General features: G+C 48.6%; 11 protein-coding genes. 7 read left to right on the plus strand and 4 right to left on the minus strand.

Translation table 11 applies throughout. The features are described from left to right. Positions 1–8: 8 nt before the first annotated feature. The 3 genes from KNO94_RS07060 (at position 9) to KNO94_RS07070 (ending at position 2,742) form a co-directional block, all read left to right on the plus strand. Positions 9–1,349 (plus strand): copper amine oxidase, encoded by a 1,341-nt coding sequence (locus KNO94_RS07060; RefSeq protein WP_214778471.1) that lies wholly within the window; start codon positions 9–11, stop codon positions 1,347–1,349. Positions 1,350–1,368: 19 nt separating this feature from the next. Then, entirely contained in the window at positions 1,369–2,289 is a 921-nt protein-coding gene (locus tag KNO94_RS07065) for a class F sortase (RefSeq protein WP_214778473.1), read from the plus strand. Between the two features lie 81 nt (positions 2,290–2,370). Continuing rightward, positions 2,371–2,742, plus strand: coding sequence for a hypothetical protein (locus KNO94_RS07070; protein ID WP_214778475.1), 372 nt, complete (start codon positions 2,371–2,373; stop codon positions 2,740–2,742). Positions 2,743–2,862: 120 nt separating this feature from the next. Here the strand turns inward: KNO94_RS07070 and KNO94_RS07075 are convergent, their stop codons facing one another. From KNO94_RS07075 to KNO94_RS07085, 3 genes are all read right to left on the minus strand, one after another. Then, entirely contained in the window at positions 2,863–3,570 is a 708-nt protein-coding gene (locus KNO94_RS07075; protein WP_214778477.1) for an ABC transporter ATP-binding protein, read from the minus strand. Further along, on the minus strand, positions 3,570–5,207 hold the full coding sequence (locus tag KNO94_RS07080) for an ABC transporter permease (protein ID WP_214778479.1): 1,638 nt from the start codon (positions 5,205–5,207) through the stop codon (positions 3,570–3,572). Before KNO94_RS07080 ends, KNO94_RS07075 begins: the two co-directional genes overlap by 1 nt. A gap of 133 nt (positions 5,208–5,340) precedes the next feature. Continuing rightward, a complete protein-coding gene (locus tag KNO94_RS07085; RefSeq protein WP_214778481.1) occupies positions 5,341–6,402 on the minus strand; it encodes a Fe(3+) ABC transporter substrate-binding protein in 1,062 nt (353 codons plus the stop codon). A gap of 226 nt (positions 6,403–6,628) precedes the next feature. Here KNO94_RS07085 and KNO94_RS07090 point away from each other — a divergent pair, with 226 nt between their 5' ends. After that, positions 6,629–7,204: a TetR/AcrR family transcriptional regulator gene (locus KNO94_RS07090; protein WP_214778483.1), complete on the plus strand. Its 576-nt coding sequence runs from the start codon at positions 6,629–6,631 to the stop codon at positions 7,202–7,204. 20 nt (positions 7,205–7,224) lie between these two features. Next, positions 7,225–10,377 (plus strand): efflux RND transporter permease subunit, encoded by a 3,153-nt coding sequence (locus KNO94_RS07095; protein ID WP_214778485.1) that lies wholly within the window; start codon positions 7,225–7,227, stop codon positions 10,375–10,377. Positions 10,378–10,416: 39 nt separating this feature from the next. Here the strand turns inward: KNO94_RS07095 and KNO94_RS07100 are convergent, their stop codons facing one another. Further along, positions 10,417–10,902 carry a P-loop nucleotide/nucleoside kinase family protein gene (locus KNO94_RS07100; protein WP_214757594.1) on the minus strand — a complete coding sequence of 162 codons (486 nt, stop codon included), beginning with the start codon at positions 10,900–10,902 and terminating at the stop codon, positions 10,417–10,419. A 119-nt stretch (positions 10,903–11,021) separates the two neighbouring features. Here KNO94_RS07100 and KNO94_RS07105 point away from each other — a divergent pair, with 119 nt between their 5' ends. Then, positions 11,022–11,375 carry a CidA/LrgA family protein gene (locus KNO94_RS07105; protein WP_214778487.1) on the plus strand — a complete coding sequence of 118 codons (354 nt, stop codon included), beginning with the start codon at positions 11,022–11,024 and terminating at the stop codon, positions 11,373–11,375. After that, positions 11,372–12,046: an LrgB family protein gene (locus KNO94_RS07110; RefSeq protein WP_214778489.1), complete on the plus strand. Its 675-nt coding sequence runs from the start codon at positions 11,372–11,374 to the stop codon at positions 12,044–12,046. The genes KNO94_RS07105 and KNO94_RS07110 overlap by 4 nt, the downstream gene beginning before the upstream one ends. Positions 12,047–12,082 lie beyond the last annotated feature (36 nt).

The raw sequence follows: 12,082 nt of genomic DNA on the forward strand, positions 1-12,082 counted from the left end.
GATTACCCATGAAGAAGAAGACGTTAAACAAAATCGTAGCCCCGGCACTTGCCTTAGGACTACTCGTACCAGTGAACGCGCAAGCAGCGGATCACACGCCGACAGCGAGCACACCAGCAGGTGATCTTCGCGCGACACTCGACCAACTGTTATCTGAGCACTACGTATTAGCCGTCACATCGATGATGAAAGGATACGACGAGGCAGCAGATGCTGAAGTTTCGATGAAAGCACTCGATCAAAACGCACTCGACATGACGCCAGCGATCTCATCAATTTATGGGGAAGAAGGCGGCATGAAGTTCGAAGAAATCTTCCGTGGTCATAACGACTACTCAGCTGATTTTGTAGAAGCAGCAAAATCAGACAACAAAGAATTACGCATGGAAGCGGAAGCAGAAGTCGATGAGTTCGTAGACGAGTTCTCTACTTTCCTCGATGCAGCAACAGAAGGTAACTTACCGAAGGAAGCAGCAGCTGATGCACTTGAACTTCATGAAGACCAAGTTCTCTCTGTATTTGACGACTATGTCGAAGGAGACTACGAATCAGCGTACATGACGTTCCGTGAAGGCTACAAGCACATGTTCAACATCAGTAAAGCCCTCTCAGGTGCAATCGTCACACAAATGCCTGACAAATTCGCGACTGGAGCCGACACACCAGCTGTTGAACTCCGCTCAACATTAAACAGTCTCGCAGGTGAACACTTTGCCCTCGCTGCCATCGGTATGCAAAAAGGGTACGATCAAGCAGAGGACTATGACTACGTGACATGGGCAGAAGATCAAAACACACTCGACTTTAAAGCAGCCATCGCATCCGTATATGGCGATGAAGGTGCCGCACAGTTCGAGAAAATCTGGAACACAGACCACATCACAGCACAAGGTGATATCGTTGCCGCAACACTTGAAGGTGACGAAGAGATGATTAAAGATGCTCGGATGCGCCTCGACACATTCGCTGTCGACTTCAGCACATTCCTCGATGCAGCAACAGAAGGTAACTTACCACAAGCTGCCGGTGAAGAAGCAATCAAACAGCACGAAGCGCTCGTACTCGACACGTTCGATCAATATGTCGCAGGTGATGCAGAAGCTGCTTGGATGTCATTCCGTGAAGGATATGCGTTCATGTTCGGTGTTGGTGAAACACTCGGTAACGCGATCGTGACACAAATGCCTGACAAGTTTGAAGAAACAATGATGCCTGAAGAGATGCCTGAAACAGGTCTCGGTGGCGCTCAAGAACAATCAATGAACAGCCTCTACGCTGCACTTGCTGTCCTTGGCGGAATCTTACTCGCCTTCGTGACGCTTCGCAAACGTAAAGTGTCTGAACAATAATCAATAAGGAGGGAGTCCCATGAACAAGCGCCTTTTGTTTCTGGCGCTCTCTCTCTTTTGTTTTAGCTTCTGGACGTGGACGAGCGCCCAAGAATCGTCGTCACCACCTGTAGAAGAAAAACAAATAGAGGAGGGCCCGGATTTAACGGCTGAATTCTCACTTCTACAGGAAGAGGTGAAGAAGCTCCGGTTAGCAGAGGAAGAAAAACATGCGAAAGCCGTCACACCCGTTCAAATTCAAATTCCCAAAATCAAACTCGATACCGCAATCGAACAAGTCGGTGTGTTAGAAAACGGACAGATGGGCGTTCCAGAAGACGAAAATCAAGTCGGATGGTTCGAACCTGGTGTCACACCAGGTAGTAAAGGAAATGCCGTAATCGCTGGTCATGTCGACAGCAAGACCGGTCCAGCCATCTTTTATCAACTTGACCAATTGACAAAAGGCGATGACGTTCTGATTCAGGACGAGGCAGGAAACACCTTACGATTCCGCGTCACGAAAACAGAACGATATGATACGAAAACCGCGCCAATCGAAGAGATTTTCGGTGCCACATCAAATCGAAACTTAAATTTGATTACCTGTTCGGGGACGTTCGGGGACGGGGGCTATGATAAACGATTTGTCGTCTATACAGAGCTAGTGGAGACCGATCTGAACGAAACTGCCGATCTCGAATCACCTACGGCAGTCGAACTGAAAGGAAATTTGTTAACATGGCATGCCGTTCGTCAAGAGAACGTGATCGGATATCGCGTCTATGAAGTCGTCGACGGAACAGCGACTCATATCGAAAGTGTCCCATCCCATGCGAGAAAGAGTATCGAGGTCACAAATGAGAACAACGCATCCTACTACGTGACTGCGATTGACCAGCTCGGAAATGAGTCGAAACCGTCCCAGACAGCGAGGTCGGCAAGAAACGTCCTTAGATAAACGCTAAGGACGTTTTTCTATTTCCCCTGTATAGTGAAGGTTGTAACATACATCACCTTTAGGATAAGGAGTTTACACGTCATGAGGACTCAGCTTTCATCACCTCTCGCCAGTCAATTAAAGAGAAGAATTCGCGCCATTTGGGGTGTGACCGATTCACATTATTGGTACCCTCTATCGACTGCCCGGCGCCCCGATGTGATCGCGTTCGATAGCGACTATATTGACGAGGATGATCAAAAAATCAAGGAAATCCAACAATGGATATTTCGTCGAGGCGCGGATGTCGTCTTTGAACTACATGAGGACCGTACGCTCTGGCAAATCAACACCGATTCCTTGGATCCTTGTTACGATAGTCGTTATTTAGAACGCTATTGGTTTGACCAACACATGAACTGGGTCATTTATGCATCTCACGAAAGTACGATTAGCTTTGGGGAAATGAATTAATTACATCGCTCCAGTCCTCTTGGCCAAATTGGCAGGAACATCTATCTGTTTTAGACCATCGCGTCATTGAATGATGGACCCACAAAAAAACGCACCCATTCATCAATGAGTGCGCGGAACTTATACGAAGCAAGGAATTTTCGGATTGAACGTCTTGTTGTTCTCCGTCATGATTTGCTTTTTAATTTTGCCTTCTCCGAGATAGACGATGCGATCAGCGAGCGCCTCTGCATCTTCCTCATCATGTGTCACGAAGATCGTCGTTGTGCCCGTCTGTTTCAAGAGACGACGCAAATCGTCGCGAATCCGATGTTGAAGTGACGTATCCAAGTTACTGAACGGCTCGTCAAGAATCAACAGTGCCGGCTTCGGTGCGAGTGCACGCGCTAGCGCGACACGCTGTTGTTGTCCCCCACTGAGTTCGTACGGGTAACGGTGACGGAATTCCGTCAAGTTGACGAGCGCGAGCATCTCTTCGACACGCGCATTCCGTTCTTTACGACTCAGTTTATGAAGACCGAAACGAATGTTCTTTTCAACGGTCATGTGTGGGAAGAGTGCATAGTCTTGGAAGACCATCCCGACGCCACGATCTTCTGGCGGCATGAACTGGCAATCGTCGCAACAGACACAGTCATTCACGACGACGACGCCCTGGTTCGGCATCTCGAGTCCGGCAATCAATCGGAGAATCGTACTTTTCCCAGAACCGCTATCCCCGAGAAGCGAGACGATTTCACCTTTTGTGATTGAAATCGAGAACCCTTTGATGGTCTCTTCATGTGCACCTTTATAGCTAAAATGTAAATCGTTGATTTGAACGAACATTAGTCGGCCTCCTTATCAAGCACCTTATGGGAAACGAATATCAACAGTCCACTCATGAGGACGATGACGATGGAAGCGAGTGCCGCTTCGTGAATCTTCTCATCACTCACGTATTTGAACGCCTGTGTCGCAAGCGTTGAAAAGTTAAATGGTTGTAAAAAGAGCGTCAACGGCAACTCTTTCATAATATCAATAAAGACGAGGATAAATGCGCTCATGATCGCGCCTTTGATCATCGGAATATCGACGCGGAAGAACGTTTGGACCGTATTCCACCCAAGCATACGGGATGCTTCCGTGAACGACTTCCCGACCTTCTCAAATCCACTCTCAATCGAGTTATATCCAATCGCAAGGAAGCGAATCACGTAAGCAAAGATGAGCATGATGAGCGTCGTCCGAAATACGAATGTCTGGCTTAGGTCAAGCGCCCGTGCCATGTCGAGTACTTTGTCATCGAGCCACAAAAAGAGCGTGATGACCGCAATCGCAATCGCTGCTCCCGGAATCGAATACCCGAGTGTCGTCACCTTCGAAATGACACGCGTCATGTTCGACGGGAAGAGTCGTGTATAGTTCGCGATAATGAGTGCGAACAGTAAGATGATCACGGTCGCGGTAAAGGCGACTCGTACCGTATTCCAAACGAGTTGCCAAAATTCTTCCGTGAAGACCGTATCGAACGTCAGGAACGTCCAGGCCATCAACTGCGTGAACGGAATGACAAATGCGATCGCAAAGACGAGCGAGACATATGTGAATACCGCATAGCGATGCCAGCCTTGAAGCGGTCTCGGTTTGAGCGGCTTTACTTTCGTCGACGCGTAACTGAACTGTTTCCGTCCTCGCACGAGCCGTTCCATCGTCAAGATGGCGATGACGAGAATCATGAGCGTGCCCGCCAGTTTCAGCGCAGACGACGTATCCTTCATCCCGAACCATGTGCTAAAGATAGCGGTACTAAACGTCTGAATCCCAAAGTATTTGACGACACCATAGTCGTTCAGTACTTCCATCAACACGAGACTGACCCCACCGATGATGGCGACTCGTGATATCGGAATGACGACCGTGAAGAAAATATCCCACGACCCGCGACCGAGGATCCGTGCGTTCTCAATCATCGAAGACGATTGGTTGTGCAGGAACGCTCGTGTAATCGTATAAATGTAAGGATAGAGGAACAACGTGAAAATAAACACGGTTCCTTGAATCGACATGATGTTGAAGTACGATTGATCGACCGTGATCCCGAACTGATTCCGTAGCGTCGTTTGAATCACTCCGGTGTAATTTAAAATGCCGTGATACGTATACGCCCCGATATAAGGCGGGATTGCGAGCGGCAAGATGAGTGCCCACTTAAAGAAGCGGCGGAACGGAAAATCATAGACGGTCACGAACCAGGCAAGGCTCGTTCCAATCACTGTCGTCAGGAGGCCCGTAGCCACCGTGATGAACAACGTATTCCGCACGTAACGAGGCAACAGGTATTCTTGAATGTGCTGCCAGTTGTCATTGACCGGCGCAAACAATTCGACGAGCACGACGATTCCCGGCAAGACAATCAATAGAATCGCAAGAAAGCTGAGGATTGCCCATCCATTCAGTTGTCGTTTTACTGCGTGCCAGTTCATGTCGTACCGCTCCCGTTCTCTTAACAATCAATTCCTGTCCCATCATATCAGTTTCTACGTGTCCCGTGTAGCGCTTAGGGTGTGAGAAACGCAAAAATCTCCGGCCTGAACTCTCGTTCAAGCCGAAGTCACCTTACTTCCAACCCACTTCGTTAAAGATTCGAATTGCTTCTTGTTGATTTTCGCCAAGTGCAGAGAGGTTGATGTCTTGCTCTTTGAACTCACCCCATGATTGAAGAAGCTCATTCGGCTCGACTGACTCATTGACTGGATATTCGTAGTTCACACTCGCAAACTTCTCTTGGGCTGACGGTTCTGACATGAACTCCATCAATTTCTGAGCGTTCTCTGTATGTTTCGATGCTTTCGTCATCGCGATACCCGAAATGTTTACGTGCGTGCCTGTTGTATCTTGGTTCGGGAAGAAGACACCGAGTTGTTCAGCGACTTTCTTCTCTTCTTCGTCTTCAGAATTCAACATGAGCCCCATGTAGTACGTGTTCATGATGGCCACGTCCCCTTCACCGGCGACGACCGCTTTCGCTTGGTCACGGTCGTTCCCTTGTGGGTCGCGTGCCATGTTGTTCACTAAGCCCTTCGCCCACTCTTTCGCTTCATCGACACCGTTCACTTCGATGAACGATGCGAGGAGTGAGATGTTATACATGTTTTCAGATGGACGGACGAGTACTTTGCCGTTCCACTGTTCTTCTGTCAACGCTTCATACGTCGATAACTCTTCTAGTTTCACGCGATCTTTCGAGTAGACAATGACACGTGCACGTTTCGTCAAACCGAACCATTCATTGTCCGTGTCACGGTATTTTTCAGGGATGTTTGATTCAAGCTCATCGCTATCGACCGCTTGAAGATGTCCCGCTTCTTTCGCCTGGTACAAGTTACCGGCATCTGCCGTGATGAAGAGGTCAGCCTCTGTGCTCTCACCCTCTGTGTTCAAACGCTCGAGAAGCTCGTCACTCTTCCCTTCCACGACGTTGACCTTGATGCCCGTCTCTTCTTCAAATTGTTTATATAGTTGCTGATCGACATCGTAGTGGCGACTCGAATAAACATTGACGACATTCGAATCGTCCGAACCTTCATTTGAAGTCGTTTCGTCTGTGCTTGCGCAAGCGGCAAGGAGTGATGTCGTCAACGCTGCTGAAAGCCCTAACGCTACATATTTTTTGTTCATCTGTCATTCCCCCACGTTCGTTTATTTCTCTCTGGTAATGATAATTACTCTCAGTACCTATCATCACTGATAATCATTCTCACGTCAAGGGTTTCCTGTAATCGTATCCAAGGCTAATATGCGCTTTCTAACAGTTTTAAAGGCATCATTTCTTGACTTCAAAAGAAAGCGTTCGCTATAGTGAAATCAAACAAACCGTCTGGTCGGTATAGAAAGAGGTGGAGACATGACAAACCGATCGAACGTCACGAAACAAAAGCTTCTAGATGCGGCAACGGAGATCATCATGAATCATGGTGTGCATCACCTTACATTAGATGAAGTCGCCAAAACAGCAGGTGTTTCAAAAGGTGGACTTCTCTATCACTATGCGTCAAAGGAAGCATTACTAACGGCCATGGTCGAACGGTTACAACAAGAGCAAAATGAATTATATGCATCCTTGCAACAGGAAGGGTTTGGTCCGATCGAGGCATTCGTTCGTCTATTCGATGAGACGAAGCTACATCCTGAGCGCGCAACCATTCAAATCGACGTCGAGAAAATGATTGCCTTTCTCACGTTGTTCGCTGTTGATCAAGAGTATGCGAATCGATGGAAAGGGGACTTGGATGCATTTTTCGAACAGTTCCAACAAACGGCCGACCCTGTTGAAACGATGATCATTCGCTATGCGCTTGAAGGCATGATGATGTCCGAACACTTCGGAGTCGGGGTGCCGCCTGCCGAACTCAAACAAGCCATCATCGCCCGCTTGATTGAACGGGCACACGATATCGACAGCCAATCAGAAAAACAATAAATAGAGGAGATTAAAAAACCATGCAGAAAATCACATCCTTCTCCGTTAACAATAAGTTTGCGGTTTGGTTGATGACCATCATCTTGACGGCCGCCGGTCTTTTCGCCGGTCTAACGATGAAGCTCGAGACATTACCAGACATTACGACACCAACCGTCTCGGTCACGACCATCTATCCAGGTGCATCCCCTGAGCAAGTGCTCGAAGAAGTCAGTACCGTCTTAGAAGACCGACTTCAAAGCTTGAATGGTGTGGAACAGGTTCGTTCTTCTTCGTTCCAAAACGCCTCAAATATCCAAATCGATTATGACTTCAGTACAGATATGGATGAAGCGGAACAACAAGTCAAAGACGCGTTAAGTAACGTCGAACTACCTGAATCAGCTCAAGAGCCTCAGGTATCACGTCTCAGCTTTGATGCCTTCCCGGTAATCGGGGCTGCCATTTCCGATGAAAGTCTGGATTTAGCAGAATTGACGAAACTCGTCGAAGAAGAAGTGCAACCTACTCTTGAAGGAGTAGAGGGTGCGCAAACGGTTCAGATTGCCGGACAAGAGATTCGCCGGGTTGAACTTCAATTCGACCAAGACGCCCTCGCTGAATACAATTTGACCGAAGATACGGTCAAGCAATTGATTCAAGCAAACGATGCGCGCATCGCACTCGGATTGTACGAACTAGGTGACACAGAACAGGCCGTCGTCATTGATGGAAAATCGGAGACTCTCGAAGCGTTCCGTGATCTTCAAATCCCTTACTCACCGGCGCAGTCGACTCCAGCAACACCGTCTGCTCCAACTGACGTACCAACCGGTCAAACACCTGAAACACCGACAGAAGTTCCGACAGAAACACCGTCGACCTTACCGCCAAACGTTCCAACGACCGTCCCGACTGTCGCGTTAAGCGAGCTTGCAACGATTGAGGACAAAGGAATCGAAGAGTCGATTTCTCGCTCGAACGGCGAGCGTTCAATCGGGTTACAAGTGACGAAAACACAAGATGCAAATACAGTCGACGTCGTCAACGCTGTCAAAGAAGTACTCAATGACTTCGAGGCAGAATACGATACGGCGAACGTGTCAATCACACTCGACCAAGGTGAACCGATTGAAGAGTCGGTGAACACAATGCTATCGAAAGCACTACTTGGTGGTTTGTTCGCTATTTTAATTATCTTGGTGTTCTTACGAAACTTCCGTTCGACCATCATCGCCGTCATTTCAATTCCATTGTCGCTTCTCATGGCTCTTATCGTCTTGAAGCAATTGGACATCACATTGAATATCATGACACTCGGTGCGATGACCGTCGCGATCGGACGGGTTGTCGACGACTCCATCGTCGTCATCGAGAATATCTATCGCCGACTCACGCGCGCGAATGAACCGCTCCGTGGAAAAGAATTGATTATCGCTGCAACGAAGGAAGTATTCATCCCAATCGCCTCGTCGACAGTCGTCACAATTGCCGTCTTTTTACCACTTGGCTTTGTCACAGGGTTTGTCGGTGAGTTGTTCTTACCGTTCGCTTTGACCGTTGTCTTTGCTTTACTCGCTTCATTGCTTGTCGCGATCACGGTCGTACCAATGATGGCCGACTCGTTCTTTAAGAACCGCGATAAACTTAAGCCGGAAGAAGGTCCAGGGAAACTCGCAGATTGGTATCGTGGTGTCCTAAACTGGTCACTCAACCATAAACTAGTCGTTTTCGGACTCGCGACGGCGCTTCTGATCGGAAGCTTCGCACTGGTTCCGACAATCGGCGTCAACTTCTTGAACCAGGAAGCAGATAAGACACTTTATGTCACATTCGACCCAGAACCGGGGCAAACGCTTGAAGATTCGATTGCCGCTGCAGAAGTAGCAGAAGAATACTTCATGGATGAACAACCGAACGCAACTGACGTTCAGTTTACGGTCGGTGGAGAGAATCCACTGAACCCCGGAAACAACAAACAAGGAATCTTCATCGTTCAATATGATCCAGACACAGAAGATTTCGCTGATGTGAAATTAGCGGATATCGAGAAATTGAACGAGCTCGCTTCAAATGGGGAGTGGAAAGAACAAGACTTCTCAGGTGGTGGCGCTACGAGCGGTGTCACGTATAACGTCTACGCCAACTCGCTTGAAGATTTAGAAGCGATTGTGCCAACCTTCATCGAAACAATCGAAGAAGAGACAGACTACGTCCGTCAGGCGACTTCTGACTTACGTGAGTCCTATGTACAATACACGTTCAACGTCGACCAACAAGCCGCTGCAGAAGCTGGTGTGTCAGCAGGACAAATCGCGCAAGTCATCAGCCAGTTCCAGGCACCAGAAAGCCCACTTGCGAGTGTGACAGTGGATGACAAACAGTTAGACGTCGTCATCCCGAACGAGCAAGTGACGTATGACAGTGTCGATGACCTGCAAGCACAAGAAATCACGACACCGTTCGGTCCACGTCCGATTTCAGACTTCATTGAGATCGAAGAAGGCACGACACCGGACACACTCGTCGAGCGTGACGGGAAGCTACTCGCCCAAGTAAGTGTTGAACTCAGCACGGATAAAGCGACCGAGGCATCCGCTGCGATTGAAGAACGCGTTTCAGACATCGAGCTCCCGTCTGGCGTATCGTATGATGTCGGTGGGGTAACGGAACAGATCCAAGAATCGTTCACACAGCTCGGTCTTGCGATGCTCGCCGCGATCGCCATCGTCTACTTGGTACTCGTCATCACATTCGGTGGGGCACTCACGCCATTCGTCGTGTTGTTCTCACTCCCGTATGCGATTATCGGGGGACTCGTCGCCCTTCTCATCACAGGTGAGACGATTTCGGTTTCTGCCTTGATCGGAGCACTCATGTTGATCGGGATTGTCGTCACGAACGCCATCGTCTTGATTGACCGCGTCATTCATAAAGAAGAAGCTGGTTTATCAACACGTGAAGCGTTACTCGAGGCAGCGGGCACACGCCTTCGCCCAATCTTGATGACCGCACTCGCGACAATCGGTGCACTCGCACCGCTCGCACTCGGTCTCGAGGGTGGGGCACTCATCTCGAAAGGTCTCGGTGTCACCGTGATCGGCGGACTCACAAGTTCGACGCTCCTCACGTTGCTCATCGTGCCAATCGTCTATGAGTTCTTCGCACGATTCCGTAAGAAAAAACAAGCGTAAGCCTAAAACATGCGTAGCGGTGTATCCGCTACGCATGTTTTATTTTTCAATGATATGTAGGTGTTCCGTATCATCTGGCGCTTCAAAAAATGAAGTCACATGATGAAAGACTTCTTCGGTATCAAATGCGGCTCGTTCCGGTTCCGAGATGCGACGTTTCTGAATCTGTCGAAGACATTGTTCATCACTTCGGTTGAGATAAATCAGACGGTGATTCGCCCCAGCATGTTCTGACAATTGTAAAAACCAAGATCGTGACGATTTTGTATTTGCCGGGAAATCCATCACTACATGCATCCCGAGTCGCAGCAACTGTTGGACATGAGATTCAATTAGTGGCTTCAGTAGCCTAGCATGCTTTTGATAGTCCTCAAACGTATGAATTTGATTCGGATATAACGTAGATAACCATTCATCTTCAGATAAGAGAACCGCTCGTTGTTCAGCAGCCATTTGCTTGGCCATCGTTGATTTTCCAGCCCCCATTTTTCCACATAAAAAATAAAGTGTTCCCTTTTCTTCCATCGCGCTATCTTCCTCCTCTTCATCAAGTAGAATAAACGTATCATACCCTTTTCTTGACCTCTCTCGTTGAATTTGAGAAGATTCATACGTTTTGAATGACGTGAAAGGAAGTCATGTATATGAAATTATTAAAATGGATGATTGGGCTCGCCCTTTTATTCGGATTGAGCACGCTCGGAAACTGGATTGTTGAGACGTTCTCGTGGAAAGTACCAGGCAGCGTCATCGGCATGGTGCTGTTGCTCATTCTCTTAGTAACAAAAGTCATTCGCGTGGAATGGATTGAGGACAGTGCCGGATATTTGACGAAGCATCTCGCCTTCTTCTTCATCCCCATTGCCGTCGGCCTTATGGCGTACGGCACGTTGTTAAAAGCTGCCGGCATCCCGCTCCTTATCACGTTACTCGCCAGCATGGCGCTGGGTATGGTCGTGACCGCGTTTGTTTCCGGGAAAGAAGGTGAGACATCATGACATACGTTTGGATCGGATTGACGATTCTCGTGTATTCGCTCAGTCGTCGACTTTCCATGAAGTGGGCATCTCCGTTCACCAATGTCGTTTTCTTAAGTACAGCGATTCTAATACTCTTGTTACTCGTGACGGGACAGTCCTATGATGCGTATGAACCGGCTACCGATCTCATCACCATCTTACTCGGACCAGCGACTGTCGCCCTCGGGTTACCGCTCTATCGCAACTTACCCGTACTACTCTCACGGGCAAAGCGAGCACTGAGCGCGATTGTCATCGGGTCACTTTCCACAATCTTCGTGGCTGTACTTTTCGGCAAGTTATTTTCGTTCACCGAAAACGTATTGATTGCACTATCGGTCAAATCGGCAACGTCCCCGATTGCCCTTGAATTGGCTCGACAGCTAGAGGGGGATGCAACACTTGCGGCCTCGATCGCCGTTGCCTGCGGTATTTTAGGGGCGATGCTCGGACCGGTCTTATTGACATGGTTTCGTATGGACGACCCGTTCACGCGTGGACTCACACTCGGCACAATCAGTCATGGGATCGGGACCGCTCAGGCGGCAACGGAACATCCGTTGTCCGGCGCAGCAGGTGGTGCCGCGATGGGATTGACGGCCATCTTCACCTCATTTATCTTACCGATTCTATATCCGTTTCTCTTTTGAACAGGTCGCGTCCATCGATGGGCGCGACTTTTTTGT

The organism is Exiguobacterium sp. s22, from assembly GCF_018617455.1.
In the GTDB taxonomy this organism is placed as follows: domain Bacteria; phylum Bacillota; class Bacilli; order Exiguobacteriales; family Exiguobacteriaceae; genus Exiguobacterium.